The organism is Microbacterium sp. SYP-A9085 (assembly GCF_009649635.1).
Lineage (GTDB): Bacteria > Actinomycetota > Actinomycetes > Actinomycetales > Microbacteriaceae > Microbacterium.
Window position 1 is genome coordinate 141,479 of record NZ_WJII01000007.1, and the last position, 19,180, is coordinate 160,658.

The window sequence follows — 19,180 nt, forward strand, 5'->3', positions numbered from 1 at the left end:
GCATGGCTCTGCGCACCCTCGACACACTCGCCGCACGCCTCGGGGGCCCGCTCGCCGGCACGCGGGTCATCGTCCGCTGCGACCTGAACGTCCCGCTGCAGGACGGACGGATCACGGACGATGGCCGCGTGCGCGCGTCGCTGCCCACGCTGAACGCCCTCATCCACCAGGGCGCCCGCGTCGTCGTCTGCTCGCACCTCGGCCGTCCCGACGGTGCGCCGGATCCCGCGTACAGCCTGGCGCCGGTCGCGCAGCGCCTGTCCGAGCTGCTCGGCAAGCCCGTCGCCTTCGCGCGCGACACCGTCGGGCCCTCGGCCCGGGACGCTGTGGCCGCCCTCGGCGACGGGGACGTCGCGGTGATCGAGAACCTCCGCTTCGACGCCGGGGAGACCGCGAAGGACGACGCCCAGCGGCGCGCCTTCGCGCACAAGCTCGCGGCGCTCGGCGACGCGCTCGTCTCCGACGGCTTCGGCGTCGTGCACCGCAAGCAGGCCAGCGTGTACGACCTCGCCGAGATCCTGCCCTCCGTGGCGGGGCTGCTCATCGCGAAGGAGCTGGAGGTCCTGGACCGGCTCACCGAGAACCCGCAACGGCCGTACACCGTGGTGCTCGGCGGTTCGAAGGTCAGCGACAAACTGGGCGTCATCGCGCACCTGCTGCCGCGCGTGGACAAGCTCCTGGTCGGCGGCGGGATGATGTTCACATTCCTCGCCGCGCAGGGGCATCCGGTGGGCGCGAGCCTGCTGGAAGAGGACCAGCTGGACACCGTCCGCGGCTACCTGGCGACGGCGAAGGACAAGGGCGTCGAGATCGTCCTCCCCGTGGATGCGGTGGTCGCGGCATCCTTCTCCGCCGACGCCGACCATGTCGTGGCCGACGCCGACGCGCTCGAGGACACCGCGTTCGGCGCGTCCGGACTGGGCCTGGACATCGGGCCGCGCACGGCCGAGGCGTTCGCGAACGAGATCCGCAGCAGCGCGACGGTGTTCTGGAACGGTCCGATGGGCGTGTTCGAGATGCCGGCGTTCGCGGCGGGCACGAAGACCGTCGCGCAGGCGCTGACCGAGGTCGACGGACTGTCCGTGGTCGGCGGGGGAGACTCCGCCGCCGCGGTGCGTCAGCTGGGTTTCTCCGACGACCGGTTCGGGCACATCTCGACCGGCGGCGGCGCGAGCCTGGAGTTCTTGGAGGGCAAGAGGCTGCCCGGACTGGAGGTGCTCGGATGGGCGCAGTGAACGACGGCGGCGCCGGGCGGCGGATGCCGCTGATCGCCGGCAACTGGAAGATGAACCTCGACCACCTGCAGGCGGTCGCGCTCGTGCAGAAGCTGCACTGGACGCTCAAGGACGCCCGGCACGAGACGGACTCCGTCGAGGTGGCCGTCTTCCCACCGTTCACCGACCTCCGCACGGTGCAGACGCTCCGCGACGCGGACAAGATCCCGTTCGCACTCGGCGCGCAGGACCTGTCCGCGCACGACGAGGGCGCGTACACCGGCGAGGTGTCCGGCCGGTTCCTGGCGAAGCTGGACTGCCGGTACGTCATCATCGGCCACTCCGAGCGGCGTGCCTACCACGGCGAGACCGACGAGGTCGTCGCCGCGAAGGTGGCGGCGGCACTGCGGCACGGCGTTATCCCCGTGATCTGCGTCGGCGAGACAGCCGAGGACCTCGAGCGGCACGGCGCGAGCGCGGTGCCGGTCGCGCAGCTGACCGCGGCACTGGCCGGTGTCGCGGCGGGCGCCGAGATCGTCGTCGCGTACGAGCCGGTATGGGCGATCGGCTCCGGCCAGCCGGCGACCCCCGAGCAGGCGCAGGGCGTGTGCGGCACGCTGCGCGACGTCGTCGCGTCCTCGATCGGCGGCGACGCGGCCGATCGCACCCGCATCCTCTACGGCGGGTCGGTCAAGTCCGGGAACATCGCCGGATTCATGCGCGAACCGGACGTGGACGGCGCGCTGGTCGGCGGAGCGAGCCTCCTCGTCGACGAGTTCGCGGGGATCATCCGCTACCAGAAGCACGTCGGGGTCTGAGCACTGCGGCGGGGCGGGGTGACCCATCCCGCCGCACCCCCTCCCGTATACTTGACCCCTGTGCGGCCGCTCGGCCGAGGCGAAAGGCGCGAAGCGTGGAAATCCTTGAGTTCGTCCTGCAGGTGGTGCTCGGCATCACGAGCCTCCTGCTCACTCTGCTGATCCTGCTCCACAAGGGGCGCGGCGGGGGACTGTCGGACATGTTCGGCGGCGGCATGACCTCGGCCGTGGGCGCGTCGGGCCTTGCCGAGCGCAACCTCAACAGGTTCACGGTGGTCCTCGCGCTGGCCTGGTTCGTCGCCATCGTCGCGCTGGGTCTGCTCACGAAGCTGCAGGGCATCTGAGATGGCCACGGGGGGAAGCGCGATCCGCGGCACGCGCGTGGGAGCCGGTCCGATGGGCGAGCAGGACCACGGCTTCCACGCCGACCGCATCGCCGTGTCGTACTGGGATGCGCTGGGCAACGAGACGGTCCGTCACTTCGCGGCCGGGATCGCCGAGGAGGAGATCCCGGATGTCATCGACTCGCCGCATTCGGGGCTGCCGGCCGGCCGTGACCAGCAGAACCCGCCGGCGATGGCCAAGGCCGAGCCGTACAAGACGCATCTCGCGTATGTGAAGGAACGGCGCACCGACGAAGAGGCCGAGGCGCTGCTCCAGGACGCCCTGCGGCAGCTGCGGGAGCGGCGCGGCCAGTAGCCGGCGAGCTCAGTAGCTGCCGTCGATCAGCTCCGGCGGCACCTGGGCCGCGGCGGCGTTGTCGACGAAGAACACCGTGCGGCGGCGTCCCTTCGCGCCCGCGGCCGGAACGCTGAGATAGCTCGCCCCGGCCAGGGCCAGTCCGAGCGCGGAGGCCTTGTCGGTCCCCGCGAGCACGAGCCACACCCGCTTGGACGAGTTGATCACCGGGCGGGTCAGCGTGATCCGCTGCGGCGGAGGCTTCGGGGAGTCCAGCACCGGAACGGCGGCGCGATCCGTGATGCGGATCTCGGGCCGGTCCGGGAACAGCGACGCTATGTGCGCGTCGGGTCCCACACCGAGGAAGCAGATGTCGAACGACGGCCACGGCCCGGTGATGTACCCGGTCGCCGCGGTGGCGGTGGGCCCGAAGGCCGCGAGCTCGGCGGCGTACGCGTCCGCGCCGGCCGCTATCGTGAGGCCCCTGTCGCTGGCCGCCATCCGGTGCACGTTCGGCGCGGGGACCGCTATCTGGTCCAGCAGCGCGGCATCCGCGCCCCGGTCGTTGCGGTCCACGTCGTCGGCGGGCACGAACCGCTCGTCGCCCCACCAGAAGTGCACGAGCGACCAGTCGATCCGGTCACGGTCCGGGTGCGCGGCCGCCGCCCGCAGCACCGCCGTGCCCATCCCGCCGCCGGTGAGCGCGACGTGCACGGTCTTGCCGGCCCGGGTGCGCTTGCCGATACGGTCGTAGAACCGGGCGGCGACGGCGGCGGCCAGCGTGCTCGGGTCCTCGTGGACGACGACCCGCTTCTCCCCGGCGTTCTCAGCCATCCTCGCCTCCGCGCCCCAGAAGGGTCCACCCCTGGGTGATCACCCGACCATACAGCAGGTCGGGATCCAGGCTCCGCAGCTCCTCCGCGAGGCACTCCCGAAGCGTGCGGCGCGGAAACGCGAGCTCGTGGGACGGCTGGCCGGGTTGCGTGAGCACCGCCACGCCCGACTGCGGACGCTCCAGCAGCGTGTCGCCGCTGGGTCGGATCAGCCGCACCGACTTGATGCCGTGCGACCACTCGGCCGGGTCGACGTACTCCCAGTCGACCGGGGCGTCCAGCGCGAGACGCAGCCACGCCGCCAGGAACGCCGTGGACGGCGAGTCGGCCGCGCCGCGCACCTGCACCGCCGTCACCGGCTCGTATGGCGGCTGGTCGAGAACCGCCGCGAGCTGCTCGCGCCAGCGCGTGACACGCGTCCACGCGAGGTCGGTGTCGCCGGGCGTGTAGTGATCGCCGAGCCCCGCGACCCACGCCTCGGGGTCGGGCTGCGTCGCGGCATCCGTGATCCGTCGCTGCGCTATCCGCCCGATCGACGACCGGGAGGGCTGCGTGGGGGTGTCCCGCGGCCACCACGCCACGACCGGCGCGTCCGGAAGCAGCAGCCCGGTGACCAGGCTCTCCGAGTTGTTGCCGGCGGCCCCGTACGCGCGCAGCACGATGACCTCGCTCGCGCCGGCGTCGCCGCCCACGCGGATCTCCGCGTCCAGCCGCGGCTCGGCACCGGCATCCGGGCCGTGCGGATCGCTCATCAGCACGATGACGCGCATGGGATGCTCGCGGGAGGCGTCGTTGGCCGCCTCGATGACCTCTTCCTCCGCGCCGTGGCCCACCACGATGATCAGCGTGAGCACGCGGCCGAGGGCCACGGCCCCGCCCTCCTCGCGCACGCTGACGAGCGCCTTCGCGATCCTGCTGACCGTGGTGTCGGGCAGGTCGATGATCATGGACGCCTCCAGGTGCGGCCGTCGCGGGCCAGCAGCTCGTCGGCGGCGCGGGGACCCCAGCCGCCGGGGGTGTACTGCTCGAGCGGGCCGTGCGCGGACGCGTCCAGCGCGGCCCAATGCTGTTCGATCGGGTCGAGGATCTTCCAGCTCAGCTCCACTTCCTCGTGCCGCGGGAACAGCGGCGGGTCGCCGAGCAGGACGTCGAGGATGAGACGTTCGTACGCCTCGGGGCTGGCCTCGGTGAACGCGTGCCCGTACCCGAAGTCCATCGTGACGTCGCGCACCTGCGTGCCGGCGCCCGGCACCTTCGAGCCGAAGCGGATCGTGACGCCCTCGTCGGGCTGCACCCGGATCACGAGGGCGTTCTGGCCGAGACCGGAGGTCTGCGACCGGGTGAACAGGTGCTCCGGGGCCTTCTTGAACACGACCGCGATCTCGGTGACCCGGCGGCCGAGTCGCTTGCCGGTGCGCAGGTAGAACGGGACGTCCGCCCAGCGCCGCGTGTTGATGCCGAGCTTGATCGCGGCGTACGTCTCGGTCGTGGAGTGCGGGTCCATGCCGTCCTCCTGCAGGAAGCTGCGCACCTTCTCGCCGCCCTGCCAGCCGCCGCCGTACTGCCCGCGGGCGGTGGCCAGCGACAGGTCTTCGGGGAGCGTGACGGCGGCGAGCACCTTCTCCTTCTCGGTGCGCAAGTCCCGTGCGTTGAACGAGATGGGCTCCTCCATCGCGGTCAGAGCGAGCAGCTGCAGCAGATGGTTCTGGATGACGTCGCGGGCCGCGCCGATGCCGTCGTAGTAGCCGGCGCGTCCGCCGACGCCGATGTCCTCGGCCATCGTGATCTGCACGTGGTCGACGTAGTTGCGGTTCCAGATCGGCTCGTACAGCTCGTTCGCGAACCGCAGGGCCAGGATGTTCTGGACCGTCTCCTTGCCCAGGTAATGGTCGATCCGGAAGATCGAATCCGCCGGGAACGCGGTGCGCAGCGCGCTGTTGAGTTCGCGCGCGGAGGCCAGGTCGTGCCCGAACGGCTTCTCGATCACGACGCGGCGCCAGCGGTCCGGCTGGTCGGCCGTGTCGTCGACGAGCCCCGAGCTCTTCAGCTGCTCGGCGACCGTCGCGAACGCCTTCGGCGGGATGGACAGGTAGTACGCGTGGTTGCCCATCGTGCCGCGCTCGACATCCAGGCGCTCGACGGTGTCGCGGAGCCGGCGGAACGCGTCCGGGTCGTGGAACTCTCCGGACACGAACCGGATGCCCTGCAGCAGCTGCTGCCAGGTCTCCTCGCGGAACTCGGTGCGGGCGTGCGCCTTGATGGCGTCGTACACGACCTGGGCGAAATCCTGGTCCTCCCAGTCGCGCCGGGCGAACCCGACCAGCGCGAACCCGGGTGGCAGCAGACCGCGGTTGGCGAGGTCGTACACCGCCGGCATCAGCTTCTTGCGGGACAGGTCGCCGGTGACGCCGAAGATCACCAGGGCGCTGGGTCCCGCGATCCGGTTCATGCGGCGGTCATCGGGGTCACGCAGGGGGTTGGCGTCCCGGGTGATCTCCACGGTCATGGATGACTCCTACTGTGCGGCCTCGAAGAGCGCGAGCACCTCGGGCTGCGGGTCGGTCAGGGTGAGCGTCACGACGGGACGGCCGTGCGCGGCGAGCACCGCCGCATCGCCGGCCGCCTGCGCTGCGATGAGTTCGCGGAATGTGAAAGCGCGGCCGGGGATCTGCACGTCGACGTCGGTGCGCTCCAGGATCTGCAGGAACACGCCGGTGGCCGGGCCGCCCTTGTGGTACTGCCCGGTCGAGTGCAGGAAGCGCGGACCCCAGCCGAACGTCGTGGGCCGTCCCGCGTCCGCCGCGACCATCTCGCGCAGTCCGCTCAGCTCGGGCAGGCGGGTGCGGTCGACGTAGGCGTGCACGGCGACGTAGCCGTCCGGGCCGAGGCGCGCCCACAGCGCGTCCAGCACCCCGGCGAGCGTGCCGGACGCGGTCAGCGCGGCATCCGTCGCCGCGACCTCCACGCCGTCCGCGACGAACGCGGGCGGGGCGGCGGGGGCGGGCCGCTCCAGCAGCTCGCGCGTCGCGGCCTTCGCGGCTTCCACATCCGGCTGGTCGAACGGGTCGATCCCGAGCAGGCGGCCCGCGATGGCCACCGCGTACTCCCACACCACGAACTGGGCGGCCAGCGACCCGCTGACGAGGATCTCACCCTCGTGCCGGTCGAAAAGGTGGAACTCGGCGGCCTCATCGACCAGGCGCAGCACCTGCAGGTCGGCCGGCCGGCGCTCCAGTTCGGGGGAGACCGGGAGCAGGACCACGGGAAGGATGCCGACGCCGTCCTTGCCGGTGGATTCGGCGAGCAGCTGCTCGATCCAGTCCGGCAGCCCCTCGATGTGGGTCCCGTCGGCGACGAGTCCGAGCTTGTCGCGCGTGCCGCTGGCGATCGCCGCGGCCAGCACGAGCGCCGGATTCTCGGGGCTGTCGATCGCGACCTCCAGCAGCGTCGCGTCGGCCTCGTCCAGCAGCTCGTCCAGATCGGCGCCGGCGAGCCCGGCGGGCACGAGGCCGAACGCGGTCAGCGCCGAGTACCGGCCGCCGACGGTCGGGTCGGCGTGGAACACCCGGTATCCCGCGGCCTGCGCGGACGCGTCCAGCGGCGAGCCGGGGTCGGTGACGACGACGATGCGCCGCGCGGGGTCGATCCCGAGGTCGCGGAAGGCCGCTTCGAACGTCCGGAGCGCGGCATCCGTCTCCACGGTGGCGCCGGACTTCGAGGAGACCACGAGCACTGTCTGCTCCAGGCGCCCCTGCTCGTCGCCGTCGAGCGCTGCCAGGACCTGCCCGGGTGCGGTGGAGTCCAGGATCGTCAGCGGCACCCCGGCGGTCCGGGCTATCACCTCGGGGGCCAGCGACGATCCGCCCATCCCCGCCAGGACGATCCTGGTGAGGCCGTCCTTCACGAGCTGGGCGCGCAGCGCGGCGATCTCGGGCACGAGCGGGCGCGACACCGACACCGCCTGAACCCATCCCAGCCGGCGTGACGCCTCGGCCTCGGCGGCAGGACCCCACAGCGTGGGGTCCTGCGCGGTCACGCCGGAGGCCACGAGGTCGGCGACGAGAGCGGGAAGCGCCTCGTCGACGACGGCTTTGACGTGACCGCTGACGCGGATGTCGAAGCTCACTTGCCGTCGCCGGTCGGGTCCGACAGGGCCTTGGCGACGGTGTCCTTCAGTTCGTGCCAGGACACGATGAACTTCTGAACGCCCTCGTCCTCCAGCACCTGCGTGACGTCGTCGAAGTCGACGCCGACCTGTGCGAGCCCGTCGATGGCGCGGTGCGCGTCGGCGTAGTTGCCGGTGACAGTGTCCCCGGTGATCTCGGCGTGGTCCGCGACGGCATCCAGCGTCTTCTCCGGCATCGTGTTGACGGTGCCCGGGGCGACCAGCTCGACGACGTACAGCGTGTCCGGCAGAGCCGGGTCCTTCACGCCGGTGGAGGCCCACAGCGGGCGCTGCAGGTGCGCACCGGCCGTCAGCAGGTCCTTCGCGCGGTCGGTGGCGAACGTCTTCTCATACAGCTCGTAGGCGAGTCGGGCGTTGGCGACGCCGGCCTTCGAACGCAGCGCGGCCGCGGCATCCGTCCCGATCTTCTCCAGCCTCTTGTCCACCTCGGTGTCCACGCGGGACACGAAGAACGACGCGACCGAGAAGATCTGCGACAGGTCGTGCCCGGCGGCCTTGGCCTGCTCGAGTCCGCTCAGGTAGGCCTCGATCACCTCCGCGTAGCGGGCGAGGGAGAAGATCAGCGTGACGTTGATCGAGATGCCCGCGGCGATGGATGCCGTGATGGCGGCAAGGCCCGCCTTCGTGGCGGGGATCTTGATGAACGCGTTCGGACGGTCGACGGTCTGCCACAGCCGCGCGGCCTGCGCCGTCGTCGCGTCCGTGTCGTCGGCCAGGTCGGGGGACACCTCGATCGAGACGCGGCCGTCCACGCCGCCGGTGGCGTCGTACACGGGGCGCATGATGTCGCACGCGTCGCGCACGTCGGTTGTGGTGATCTCGAAGATGGCCTCGTCCGCCGACATTCCACGGGCGGCGAGCTCGGCGATCTGCGCGCCGTAGCCCTCGCCGTGGCTGATGGCGTTCGCGAAGATCGTCGGGTTCGTGGTGATGCCCACGACGTTGCGGTTGGCGATCAGGTCCGCGAGATTGCCGGTCGTGATGCGACGGCGCGCCAGGTCGTCGAGCCAGATGCTGACGCCCTGGTCGGACAGGTGCTGGGTGCGCGTGCTCATGCGTTCTCCTCGATGCTGATCTGCGTCGCCGCGGTCGCGGCGAGGGTGTCACGGGATGCCTGCACGACGGCGTCGGCGGTAATGCCGAACTTCGCGAACAGGGTCTTGTAGTCGGCGGAGGCGCCGAAGTGCTCGATCGACACCGAGCGTCCGCGGTCCCCGACGATCCCCCGCCAGGTCAGCGCGATGCCGGCCTCGACGGACACCCGTGCGGTGACGGCGGCGGGCAGGACGTGCTCCCGGTAGCCGGCATCCTGCTCGGCGAACCATTCCAGGCACGGCGCCGACACGACCCGGACCGCCACGCCCTCGGACTGCAGGCGCTCGCGGGCGGCGACCGCCAGCTGCACTTCGGAGCCGGTGGCGACGATGATGACATCCGGGGTCCCGCCGGCGGCCTCCGCGAGGATGTAGGCGCCCTTCGCGGTCAGGGAGGCCGAGGCCAGCGTGTCGCCGGACGCCTCGCCGTCGCCGCGCGCGAACGTCGGCACGTTCTGCCGGGTCAGCGCGATGCCCGCGGGGCCGCCGTGCCGGCGCAGGATCTCCAGCCACGCGTGCGCGGTCTCGTTCGCGTCGGCGGGCCGGATCACGCTGAGGTTCGGGATGGCGCGCAGCGCCGCCAGCTGCTCGATCGGCTGGTGCGTGGGCCCGTCCTCGCCGAGCGCGACCGAGTCGTGGGTCCACACGAACGTCGACGGGATGCCCATCAGCGCCGCCAGCCGCACCGCCGGGCGCATGTAGTCGGAGAAGATGAGGAACGTGCCGCCGTACGCGCGGGTCGGCCCGTGCAGCGTGATCCCGTTGAGGATCGCCCCCATCGCGTGCTCGCGGATCCCGAAGTGCAGGACGCGCCCGTACGGGTTCGCGGTCCACTCGTGCGTGGACCACGTCGCCGGGTTGAACGAGCCACCGCCGGCGATCGTCGTGTTGTTCGACTCGGCGAGGTCGGCCGACCCGCCCCACAGCTCCGGCAGCGCGCCGGCGAGGGCGTTGAGCACCTTCCCGGACGCCGACCGGGTCGAGACATCCGTCCCCGCCTCGAACTCCGGCAGCACGTCCTCGATGCCGTCGGGGAGGGCGTGCGCCTCGAGGCGGTCCAGCAGCGCCTTGCGCTCCGGGTTCGCGGCGGCCCACGCGTCGAACCGCTCCTGCCAGGCGCGGTGCGCGGCGGCGCCGCGCTCGCCGAGCTGCCGGGTGTGCGCGAGCACGCCGTCCGGGAGTTCGAAGCTGCGCGCGGGGTCGAAGCCGAGCACCTTCTTCGTGGCCGCGACCTCGTCGGCGCCCAGCGCCGAGCCGTGGATCTTGCCGGTGTTCTGCTTGCCGGGGCTCGGCCAGCCGATGATCGTCTTCAGGATGATGATCGAGGGACGGTCGGTCTCGCCCTTGGCCGCCTCGATCGCGGCGTACAGCTCGGGCACGTCTTCGACATACTGGCCGGTGCGCTTCCAGTCGACCGTCTGCACGTGCCAGCCGTACGCCGCGTAGCGGGCGGCGACATCTTCGGTGAAGGCGACGTTCGTGTCGTCCTCGATCGAGATCTGGTTCGCGTCGTACAGCACGACGAGGTTTCCCAGCTGCTGGTGGCCGGCCAGCGACGACGCCTCGCTGGTGATGCCCTCCTGAAGGTCGCCGTCGGAGGCGATGACGTACACGAAGTGGTCGAACACCGACGTGCCGGGCGCGGCATCCGGATCGAAAAGACCCCGCTCGTAGCGGGACGCGTACGCGAAGCCGACGGCGGAAGCGAGCCCCTGCCCGAGCGGACCTGTCGTGATCTCCACGCCCTTCGTGTGCCCGTATTCGGGGTGGCCGGGCGTGAGCGAGCCCCACGTGCGCAGCGACTGGAGGTCGTGAAGCTCCAGCCCGAAGCCGCCCAGGAACAGCTGGATGTACTGCGTGAGCGAGGAGTGCCCGCAGGACAGGACGAAACGGTCCCGGCCGATCCAGTGCGTGTCGGCGGGATCGTGGCGCATGACACGCTGATACAGGAGGTATGCCGCCGGGGCCAGGCTCATCGCCGTTCCCGGGTGCCCGTTGCCCACCTTCTGCACCGCGTCCGCAGCGAGGACACGCACGGTGTCCACCGCGCGCTCATCGATCTCTTCCCAACGCAGATCCGACACGAGGCCGCCTTTCAGGTCAAGGGGCGCCCGGTGACCGGTGCGAAGCGTCGCCACGGCAGAGGTCCGGCGTTGGGCGCGCGTGTTGTTTCAGCATAGCGAAGAGGGATCTTCGCAGCGGTGTTCGTAACGGCTCTTGACAGGCCGCGGCGGTGCGGCCGTGCCCTAGACTTGGGGGGTTCCCGCGGCGGCTTTCAGGAGGCGATCGCCATCACCACGACGTCACGTGCGGCCCATCCGCACACGGTCCGTCCGCGTTCCGACCGCTCCCTGCGCAGCACCATCCGCGCGTACTTCCTGCTCACCAAACCGCGGGTCATGGAGCTGCTGCTGGTGAGCACCGTCCCGGTGATGTTCCTCGCGGCCGGCGGGCTGCCGAACCTGTGGCTCGTTCTGGCGACGGTCGTCGGCGGGGCGATGTCGGCCGGGTCCGCGGCATCCTTCAACATGTACCTGGACCGCGACATCGACGTGCACATGCACCGCACCGAGAATCGGCCGCTGGTGACCGGGGCGGTCTCGCCGCGGGGCGCGCTCGTGTTCTCGTGGACGCTGGCGGTCGTCTCGACGATCTGGCTCACGGTCTTCACGAACTGGCTCGCGGCGGCACTGTCCGCATTCGCGATCTTCTTCTACGTCGTGATCTACACGATGCTGCTCAAGCGCCGCACCGAGCAGAACATCGTCTGGGGCGGGATCGCCGGGTGCTTCCCGGTGCTGATCGGCTGGGCCGCGGTGACCGGGTCGCTGGACTGGCCGCCGTTCGTGCTGTTCGCGGTGATCTTCCTGTGGACGCCGCCGCACTACTGGCCGCTGTCGATGAAGTACAAGGACGACTACAACGACGTCGACGTGCCGATGCTGGGCGTGACCCGCAGCGCCGCGCAGGTGGGCATGCAGGTGATCCTCTACGCGTGGGCGACGATAGTGTGCTCGCTGTTGCTGATCCCGGTCGCGCAGATGGGGCTCGTCTACTCCGTGTCGGCGGTCGTGTTCGGCGGATGGTTCCTGTACGAGGCGCACGTGCTGTACGCCCGCGCGGTGCGGGATGCCGCGCCCAAGCCGATGCGCGTGTTCCACGCGTCGATCACGTACCTGACGCTGCTGTTCCTCGCCGTTGCCGTGGACCCGCTGCTGCCGTTCTGAGTCGCGCGCGGCCGCGCCGCGCCGATTCCCGCGTCCGCGCCAGTTTCCGGCATCCGCGCCATCGATCGGCGCAGCGGATGCTGTGAAGTGGCGCGGTCGTGTGATTCACGGCGGGCGCGCGTGCGGCGCGGCTCGGCTGCGCGCGCGTGCCCGCCGTTTCCCGCGTCTGCGCCTGTTTCCGGCATCCGCGCCATCGATCGGCGCAGCGGATGCTGCGAAGTGGCGCGGTCGTGTGATTCACGGCGGGCGCGCGTGTGCCGCGGCTCGGCTGCGCGCGCGTGCGCGCCGCTTCTCGCGTCTGCGCCGGTTTCCGGCATCCGCGCCATCGATCGGCGGAGCGGATGCTGCGAAGTGGCGCGGTCGTGTGACCCGAGCGCCGGTTCAGCCCACGGCAGCGGTCGCGCCGGCGGGCTTGACCGGCTCGCGCAGACGCAGCACGATCACCGTCATCGCCGCCACAGACAGGCCCGCGAGGATCATGTGCACGCCCACCGCGAGCGCCGGCAGACCCGAGTCGGCCTGGTAGATCCCCAGCGGGATCTGCACGAGCAGCAGCACCAGCAGCGCGTACAGCCACCCCCGCGTGCGGAGCCCCCGCAGCGACGCGACCGCGGTCAGCACGACCGTCAGGGCCAGCAGCGTGTAGCCCGGGATCGAGTGGACGTGCGCCATGATCTCGGGGTTCATCAGGCGCCGGACGACATCCGCGTCCCCGGAATGGGGGCCGGATGCCGTCGTCAGAACGCCGATCACGAGCGTGAGCACAAGGAACACCGTCGTCACGTGCGTGAGGATCGCGTACCACCGCGGCACCGCCCGCACGCGCGCACCCGGGATGTCGTACGCGCGGACCAGGAACGCCGCCGTGGTGCCCACGAGGCCGAGCGTCGCAAGGAAGTGGAAGCCGACGATCCACGCGTTCAGGCCGGTCAGCACCGTGACGCCGCCGACCAGCGCCTGCGCGAGCACGCCGCCCACCACGACGACCGCCATCGTGAAGAGGTCCGGACGCGTGCGCCGCAGCCGCAGCGTGAGCAGCAGCACGGCGAGGGCGGCAAGGCCCACGACGCCGGTCATCAGCCGGTTGCCGAACTCGATGTACGAGTGCAGACCCATTCCCGGCAGCGGCACGAGCGAGTCCGGCGCGCACAGTGGCCATTCGCAGCCCAGGCCCGATCCGGTCAGCCGCACGGCGCCGCCGGTCGCGATGATGAGCACTTCGGTCACGAACGAAATCCACGCGGCGACGATCACCCGACGGTCGACACGGCCGGGCAGCCACTCCCACAGACGGCGCCGCGCCGTGGCGCGCTCGGCGGTGATCGGTTCGGTGTGCATGGTGATGGGGCCTCCAGCGCACTCGCCGCTGCGAGCGGGTCCGGCCCGAGGGTCGGGCGGAGCCTATAGAATCAAGGGGTCGGATGCGACGCGGTGCGGCGCATCACCGACAGTCTAGGCGCGCGGAACGCGCCGCCAGAGCGGACCCGGAAAGCGGCATCCCCCCTTCAGCACTCCCGTGGAGGATCGGGGCGCCGGGGCGGATGACACCGTTGCGGTCCATTGAGGAGAGTGTGTGACGTCATGTCCGATGTGCTGATCGAACGTCCGGAACTCGACGGCCTGGGGGTCTACGAGTTCGGATGGCACGACGAGGACGCCGCGGGGGCCAGCGCACGACGCGGCCTGACCGAGGCGGTCGTGCGTGACATCTCCCGGCTGAAGAACGAGCCGGAATGGATGCTGCGCCACCGGTTGAAGGGCCTCGCGCTTTTCCAGCGCAAACCCATGCCGACCTGGGGCGCCGATCTGTCCGAGATCGACTTCGACAACATCAAGTACTTCGTCCGCTCCACGGAGAAGCAGGCGGAGACGTGGGAGGACCTCCCCGAGGACATCCGCAACACGTACGAGCGTCTGGGCATCCCCGAGGCGGAGCGACAGCGACTCGTCGCCGGCGTCACCGCCCAGTACGAGTCCGAGGTCGTCTACCACCAGATCCGCGAGGACCTGGAGAGCCAGGGCGTCATCTTCACCGACACCGACACCGCGCTGCGCGAGCACCCCGAGTTCTTCGAGGAGTACTTCGCCACGATCATCCCCGCCGGCGACAACAAGTTCGCGGCGCTGAACACCGCGGTGTGGTCGGGCGGGTCGTTCGTGTACGTCCCGAAGGGCGTGCACGTGGAGATCCCGCTGCAGGCGTACTTCCGGATCAACACCGAGAACATGGGCCAGTTCGAGCGGACCCTGATCATCGCCGACGAGGACTCCTACGTCCACTACATCGAGGGCTGCACCGCGCCGGTGTACAAGTCGGACTCGCTGCACTCGGCTGTCGTCGAGATCGTCGTGAAGAAGGGCGCCCGCGTGCGCTACACGACGATCCAGAACTGGTCCAACAACGTGTACAACCTCGTCACCAAGCGCGCCATCGCCCACGAGGGCGCCACGATGGAATGGGTCGACGGCAACATCGGCTCGAAGGTGACGATGAAGTACCCGTCCATCTACCTGGCCGGCGAGCACGCGAAGGGCGAGACGCTGTCGGTGGCCTTCGCCGGTCCCGGACAGCACCAGGATGCCGGCGCCAAGATGATCCACCTCGCGCCGTACACGCAGTCCTCGATCATCTCGAAGTCGATAGCCCGCGGCGGCGGACGCTCCGGCTACCGCGGCGAGGTGCGGGTCGAGCCCAACGCCCACCACTCCGCGAACACGGTGCGCTGCGACGCGCTCCTGGTGGACACGACCTCGCGGTCGGACACCTACCCGGCGATCGACATCCGCGTCGACGACGTCGAGCTCGGCCACGAGGCCACGGTGTCGAAGGTCAGCGCCGAGCAGCTGTTCTACCTGCAGTCGCGCGGCGTGCCCGAGGACGAGGCGATGGCGATGATCGTGCGCGGCTTCATCGAGCCGATAGCGCGCGAACTGCCGATGGAATACGCACTGGAACTGAACAAGCTCATCGAGATGGGCATGGAAGGATCGGTCGGCTAGATGGCGGCCACGACGACAGCGTCCGAGCAGGCAGTGTCCGCTCGGACGGAGGATTCCCACGCGCACATCGACCCGGCTGCGGCCCTGCGCGGCTACGCGACGCCGGTGCAGACGCGCTCCGAGCGTCCCCGCTCGTACGACCCCGCCGACTTCGGCACCCCCACCGGGCGCGAGGTGAACTGGAAGCACACGCCGATGAACCGCATCGGCGCACTGCTGCAGACCTCGGCCGGCGACCCCGGCGCCATCACCGTGCGCATCGGCGCCGGCGAGTCCGCGCCGCTGGCCGTCGGACAGGCGCCCCGCGGCACCGCGTTCGAGCCGGAGGATGTCACGGCCGCCATCGCATGGACCGTGGCATCCCACGCCCGCCACATCGTCGTCGACGGTGAGCCGGATGCGCCGATCCTCGTCGAGCTCGAAGGCAGCGGCGGCGTCGCGCACGAGCACTTGGTGATCGAGGCGCGCCCGAACGCGCACGGCACGGTGCTGCTGCGACACACCGGCACCGCCACGTTCGCCGAGAACGTGGAGATCATCGTCCGCGACGGTGCGCACCTGGATGTCGTGAGTATCCAGGAATGGGACGACGACGCGGTGCACCTCGCCACGCACCAGGCCACCGTCGGCCGCGACGGGGCCCTACGGCACTTCGTCGTGAGCTTCGGCGGCGGCGTGGTCCGGGTCAACCCCAGCGTCCGGCTCGCCGGCGCGGGATCCCACGCCTCCGTGTATGGCATCGGCTTCTGCGACGCCGGGCAGCACCTGGAGAACCAGGTGTACGTCTTCCACGAGGGACCCGACACGAGCGCCGACGTGCTGTACAAGAGCGCGCTGCAGGGCGCGTCCGCGCACACCGTGTGGATCGGCGACGTCCTGATCGGCGCGAAGGCGACCGGGACCGACTCCTACGAGGCCAACCGCAACCTCGTCCTCACCGAGGGCGCGCGCGCCGACTCGATCCCGAACCTCGAGATCGAGATCGGCGACATCCGCGGCGCGGGCCACGCCAGCGCCACCGGACGCTTCGATGACGAGCAGCTGTTCTACCTGCGCTCGCGTGGCATCGACGAGGCCGAGGCCCGCCGGCTGGTGGTGCTCGGCTTCCTCAGCGAGGTCGTCCAGCGCATCGGCATCCCGGAGCTGGAGACCCAGCTCATCGCGCACATCGAGCGGGAACTGGCGGCCGGCGCGCAGGTGCCGGCATGAGCGCGACCCGCGCGTGTGCCCTCAGCGAGCTCGAGCAGGACACGCCGCTGCGCGTGGAACTGGACGGCGTGCCGATCTGCGTCGTCAAGGACTCCGCGGGCGAGGTGCATGCGATCGGCGACACCTGCACGCACGGCAACATCTCGCTGTCCGAGGGGTTCGTCGAGGACGACACCGTGGAGTGCTGGGCGCACGGCTCGCGCTTCTCGCTGCGCACGGGCCAGCCGCTGAACCTGCCGGCGTACGAACCGGTTCCCGTCTATGCCGTCGCCATCGACGGCGACGACGTGCTCATCGACCCCACTGTGACGAAGTCGGCCGCGTAGCCGCCCGTCATCCAAGCCCGAAGGAAACCTGAATGTCTGTCCTGGAGATCCGCGACCTGCACGTGAGCGTGGAGACGGAGGCGGGGTCCACCCCGATCCTCAACGGCGTCAACCTCACGATCCGCACCGGCGAGACGCACGCCATCATGGGCCCGAACGGGTCCGGCAAGTCCACGCTGGCGTACACGATCGCCGGCCACCCGAAGTACACCGTGACCGGCGGCGCCATCACGCTGGACGGCGAGGACGTCCTCGCGATGACCGTCGACCAGCGGGCCCGCGCCGGCCTTTTCCTGGCGATGCAGTACCCGGTGGAGATCCCCGGTGTCACCGTGACGAACTTCCTGCGCACCGCCAAGACCGCCATCGACGGCCACGCGCCGGCCGTGCGGACCTGGCTGAAGGACATCAAGACGTCCATGAAGAACCTGCGCATGGACCCCGCGTTCGCGCAGCGCAATGTCAACGAGGGATTCTCCGGCGGCGAGAAGAAGCGCCACGAGATCCTGCAGCTCGAGCTGCTCAAGCCGAAGGTCGCGATCCTCGACGAGACCGACTCCGGGCTGGATGTCGACGCCCTGAAGATCGTCTCGGAGGGCGTGAACCGCGCGAAGGCGGAGACGAACCTGGGCGTGCTGCTGATCACGCACTACACGCGGATCCTGCGCTACATCCACCCGGACTTCGTGCACGTGCTCGTGAAGGGGCGCGTCGCCGAGGAGGGCGGCCCGGAGCTCGCGCAGCGCCTGGAGGAGGAGGGCTACGACCGCTTCCTCGAGGGCGAGGCGGAGTCGGCCGTCGAGTCCGCGATCGAGCTCGCCGATTCGGCGGAAGCGTAGACTCCCACCATGACCGCGACTCTGTCAGCCGAGAAGTTCGACGAGGTCACCGAAGCGCTCAAGGACGTGATGGACCCCGAACTGGGGATCAACGTCGTCGACCTGGGACTTATCTACGACCTCGCGTGGGACGACGAGAACGACGCGCTGGTCATCCACATGACGCTCACGAGCGCCGGATGCCCGCTGACCGACGTGCTCGAGGAGCAGACCGCGCAGGCATTGGACGACGTCGTGGAGCGGTTCCGCATCAACTGGGTGTGGATGCCGCCATGGGGCCCGGAGCGGATCACCGACGACGGGCGCGACATGATGCGCGCCCTCGGCTTCGCCATCTGACATCCGTCCCTTCCCCGCGGCGGTGTGATCGCCTCGGTACGCTCGAACGGTGACCATGACCCCTCTCGCCGCCCTACCCGTCGACGAACTCCGCCGGCGCTCCAGTACGAAGTGGCGGACGTACCCCGCCGACGTGTTGCCGCTGTTCGTCGCCGAGACCGACTTCCCGATGGCCCCCGCCATCACGGCCCGGCTGCACGACGCGGTCGCGCTCGGCGACACCGGGTACACCCCGCCGGACCCCGGCATCCGCACCGCGTTCGCGGCGTTCGCGAAGCGGCGCTTCGACTGGGATGTCGACCCCGCCCGCGTGCGCACGACGTGCGATGTGATGATGGGGGTCGTCGAGATCCTCCGCGCCGTGATCCGGCCCGGCGACCGCGTCGTGGTGACCCCGCCGGTGTACCCGCCGTTCTACGACTGCGTGCCCGAAGCCGGGGGCGTCGTGCAGCGCGTACCGCTGCTGCCGGCCGCCGACGGGTGGCGACTGGACCTGGCCGGGATCGAGGCGGCGTTCGCGGACGGGGCGACCGCGCTGCTGCTGTGCAATCCGCACAATCCCACCGGCACCGTGCACACCCGCGAGGCGCTCGCCGAGCTCGCCGAGATAGCGCGGCGGCACGGCGCGCGTGTCGTCAGCGACGAGATCCACGCACCGCTGACCCATCCCGGCGCCACTTTCACGCCGTTCCTCGCGGCCTCCGCCGCGGCCGCCGAGGTCGGCTTCGCCGTCACCAGCGCGAGCAAGGCGTTCAACCTCGCCGGACTGAAATGCGCCCTCATGGTGACCGCCGCCGCCGACACCGCACGCGTCGTGGCCGCCCTGCCGGCCGAGGTCGAGTGGCGCACCGGCCTGTTCGGCGCGATGGCGGGAGTCGCCGCGTTCGACGAGGCCAGCGACGCATGGTTGGACGCGCTGCTGGCCGCGCTCGACGAGAATCGGCGCCTGCTCGCCGACCTGCTGGCCGAGCACGTGTCCGCAGCGCGGTACCGGATCCCGGATGCCGGGTACCTGGCCTGGGTGGACCTGTCGGCGTTGGGCTGGGGGGACGACCCGGCGGTGCGGATCCTGCGCGACGCGAAGGTCGCGCTGCACTATGGGCCCAGGTTCGGGACCGAAGGCGCCGGGCACGTGCGCATCAACTTCGGCTGCTCGCCGGACGTGCTTCGCGAGGCCGTGACACGGATCGGCGCGCTCGTCGCGGCATCCTGACGGCCCCAGGCGCCCCGCGCTCGTCGCATCCCGACCCTCGGACCCGTCGAGATTGCGCAAACTGCGCGATCTGGCCCGGCGGTTTCAGGACGCCAGTGCAACACCTTGGGTGTGGAGGGTGTTGTGGCGAAACGGATCGCGTGGGAGACGCGCGCGGCGGGGTATACGGGGTTGCTGGCGGGGGGTTCGTCAGAGGATGTCGCC

The 19,180-nt window shown here is 70.7% G+C and carries 18 protein-coding genes; 11 read left to right on the forward strand and 7 right to left on the reverse strand.

Annotated features, from left to right (window positions below; genetic code table 11):
• Positions 1–2 precede the first annotated feature (2 nt).
• The 4 genes from pgk (at position 3) to GH740_RS13330 (ending at position 2,731) form a co-directional block, all read left to right on the forward strand.
• Positions 3–1,235: a phosphoglycerate kinase gene (gene pgk / locus GH740_RS13315; RefSeq protein WP_153746574.1), complete on the forward strand. Its 1,233-nt coding sequence runs from the start codon at positions 3–5 to the stop codon at positions 1,233–1,235.
• On the forward strand, positions 1,223–2,032 hold the full coding sequence (tpiA, locus tag GH740_RS13320) for a triose-phosphate isomerase (protein ID WP_153746575.1): 810 nt from the start codon (positions 1,223–1,225) through the stop codon (positions 2,030–2,032). Before pgk ends, tpiA begins: the two co-directional genes overlap by 13 nt.
• Positions 2,033–2,127: 95 nt before the next feature.
• Entirely contained in the window at positions 2,128–2,376 is a 249-nt protein-coding gene (secG, locus tag GH740_RS13325) for a preprotein translocase subunit SecG (protein WP_367641591.1), read from the forward strand.
• A gap of 1 nt (position 2,377) precedes the next feature.
• The gene (locus tag GH740_RS13330) at positions 2,378–2,731 is read left to right on the forward strand and encodes an RNA polymerase-binding protein RbpA (protein ID WP_153746576.1); all 354 of its coding nucleotides are present in this window, start codon (positions 2,378–2,380) and stop codon (positions 2,729–2,731) included.
• A 9-nt stretch (positions 2,732–2,740) separates the two neighbouring features.
• Here the strand turns inward: GH740_RS13330 and pgl are convergent, their stop codons facing one another.
• From pgl to tkt, 6 genes are read right to left on the reverse strand one after another with little or no spacing between them, the layout of a single operon-like run.
• Positions 2,741–3,544, reverse strand: coding sequence for a 6-phosphogluconolactonase (gene pgl, locus GH740_RS13335; protein ID WP_153746577.1), 804 nt, complete (start codon positions 3,542–3,544; stop codon positions 2,741–2,743).
• Entirely contained in the window at positions 3,537–4,490 is a 954-nt protein-coding gene (locus tag GH740_RS13340) for a glucose-6-phosphate dehydrogenase assembly protein OpcA (protein ID WP_153746578.1), read from the reverse strand. Before GH740_RS13340 ends, pgl begins: the two co-directional genes overlap by 8 nt.
• A complete protein-coding gene (zwf, locus tag GH740_RS13345; protein ID WP_153746579.1) occupies positions 4,487–6,049 on the reverse strand; it encodes a glucose-6-phosphate dehydrogenase in 1,563 nt (520 codons plus the stop codon). Before zwf ends, GH740_RS13340 begins: the two co-directional genes overlap by 4 nt.
• Positions 6,050–6,058: 9 nt before the next feature.
• Positions 6,059–7,669: a glucose-6-phosphate isomerase gene (locus GH740_RS13350; protein WP_367641592.1), complete on the reverse strand. Its 1,611-nt coding sequence runs from the start codon at positions 7,667–7,669 to the stop codon at positions 6,059–6,061.
• Positions 7,666–8,784, reverse strand: coding sequence for a transaldolase (gene tal, locus GH740_RS13355; RefSeq protein WP_153746580.1), 1,119 nt, complete (start codon positions 8,782–8,784; stop codon positions 7,666–7,668). The genes GH740_RS13350 and tal overlap by 4 nt, the downstream gene beginning before the upstream one ends.
• Positions 8,781–10,907 carry a transketolase gene (gene tkt / locus GH740_RS13360; protein ID WP_367641593.1) on the reverse strand — a complete coding sequence of 709 codons (2,127 nt, stop codon included), beginning with the start codon at positions 10,905–10,907 and terminating at the stop codon, positions 8,781–8,783. Before tkt ends, tal begins: the two co-directional genes overlap by 4 nt.
• A 207-nt stretch (positions 10,908–11,114) precedes the next feature.
• Here tkt and GH740_RS13365 point away from each other — a divergent pair, with 207 nt between their 5' ends.
• A complete protein-coding gene (locus GH740_RS13365) occupies positions 11,115–12,050 on the forward strand; it encodes a heme o synthase (RefSeq protein WP_367641595.1) in 936 nt (311 codons plus the stop codon).
• A gap of 381 nt (positions 12,051–12,431) precedes the next feature.
• On the opposite strand, the gene GH740_RS13370 is transcribed toward GH740_RS13365, so the two are convergent.
• Positions 12,432–13,388 (reverse strand): heme A synthase, encoded by a 957-nt coding sequence (locus GH740_RS13370; RefSeq protein WP_153746582.1) that lies wholly within the window; start codon positions 13,386–13,388, stop codon positions 12,432–12,434.
• A 243-nt stretch (positions 13,389–13,631) separates the two neighbouring features.
• On the opposite strand from GH740_RS13370, the gene sufB reads away from it, so the two are divergent.
• From sufB to GH740_RS13400, 6 genes are read left to right on the forward strand one after another with little or no spacing between them, the layout of a single operon-like run.
• Complete coding sequence (gene sufB / locus GH740_RS13375) at positions 13,632–15,050, forward strand: Fe-S cluster assembly protein SufB (RefSeq protein WP_153746583.1); 1,419 nt, start codon at positions 13,632–13,634, stop codon at positions 15,048–15,050.
• Entirely contained in the window at positions 15,051–16,259 is a 1,209-nt protein-coding gene (gene sufD, locus GH740_RS13380; protein WP_153746584.1) for a Fe-S cluster assembly protein SufD, read from the forward strand.
• Positions 16,256–16,585, forward strand: coding sequence for a non-heme iron oxygenase ferredoxin subunit (locus GH740_RS13385; RefSeq protein WP_153746585.1), 330 nt, complete (start codon positions 16,256–16,258; stop codon positions 16,583–16,585). Before sufD ends, GH740_RS13385 begins: the two co-directional genes overlap by 4 nt.
• A 32-nt stretch (positions 16,586–16,617) precedes the next feature.
• On the forward strand, positions 16,618–17,424 hold the full coding sequence (gene sufC, locus GH740_RS13390; RefSeq protein WP_153746586.1) for a Fe-S cluster assembly ATPase SufC: 807 nt from the start codon (positions 16,618–16,620) through the stop codon (positions 17,422–17,424).
• A gap of 9 nt (positions 17,425–17,433) precedes the next feature.
• Entirely contained in the window at positions 17,434–17,763 is a 330-nt protein-coding gene (locus tag GH740_RS13395; RefSeq protein WP_153746587.1) for a metal-sulfur cluster assembly factor, read from the forward strand.
• Between the two features lie 55 nt (positions 17,764–17,818).
• Positions 17,819–18,976 carry a MalY/PatB family protein gene (locus GH740_RS13400; RefSeq protein WP_153746618.1) on the forward strand — a complete coding sequence of 386 codons (1,158 nt, stop codon included), beginning with the start codon at positions 17,819–17,821 and terminating at the stop codon, positions 18,974–18,976.
• The last annotated feature ends 204 nt before the right edge of the window (positions 18,977–19,180 follow it).

Coding starts and splice junctions, on each gene's coding strand:
- GH740_RS13385 (WP_153746585.1), top strand. CDS start 16,256: ATGAGCGCGACCCGCGCGTGTGCCCTCAGCGAGCTCGAGCAGGACACG.
- pgl (WP_153746577.1), bottom strand. CDS start 3,544: ATGGCTGAGAACGCCGGGGAGAAGCGGGTCGTCGTCCACGAGGACCCG.
- sufD (WP_153746584.1), top strand. CDS start 15,051: ATGGCGGCCACGACGACAGCGTCCGAGCAGGCAGTGTCCGCTCGGACG.
- zwf (WP_153746579.1), bottom strand. CDS start 6,049: ATGACCGTGGAGATCACCCGGGACGCCAACCCCCTGCGTGACCCCGAT.
- tpiA (WP_153746575.1), top strand. CDS start 1,223: ATGGGCGCAGTGAACGACGGCGGCGCCGGGCGGCGGATGCCGCTGATC.
- sufC (WP_153746586.1), top strand. CDS start 16,618: ATGTCTGTCCTGGAGATCCGCGACCTGCACGTGAGCGTGGAGACGGAG.
- GH740_RS13330 (WP_153746576.1), top strand. CDS start 2,378: ATGGCCACGGGGGGAAGCGCGATCCGCGGCACGCGCGTGGGAGCCGGT.
- tal (WP_153746580.1), bottom strand. CDS start 8,784: ATGAGCACGCGCACCCAGCACCTGTCCGACCAGGGCGTCAGCATCTGG.
- sufB (WP_153746583.1), top strand. CDS start 13,632: ATGTCCGATGTGCTGATCGAACGTCCGGAACTCGACGGCCTGGGGGTC.
- GH740_RS13400 (WP_153746618.1), top strand. CDS start 17,819: ATGACCCCTCTCGCCGCCCTACCCGTCGACGAACTCCGCCGGCGCTCC.
- GH740_RS13340 (WP_153746578.1), bottom strand. CDS start 4,490: ATGATCATCGACCTGCCCGACACCACGGTCAGCAGGATCGCGAAGGCG.
- GH740_RS13370 (WP_153746582.1), bottom strand. CDS start 13,388: ATGCACACCGAACCGATCACCGCCGAGCGCGCCACGGCGCGGCGCCGT.
- pgk (WP_153746574.1), top strand. CDS start 3: ATGGCTCTGCGCACCCTCGACACACTCGCCGCACGCCTCGGGGGCCCG.
- GH740_RS13395 (WP_153746587.1), top strand. CDS start 17,434: ATGACCGCGACTCTGTCAGCCGAGAAGTTCGACGAGGTCACCGAAGCG.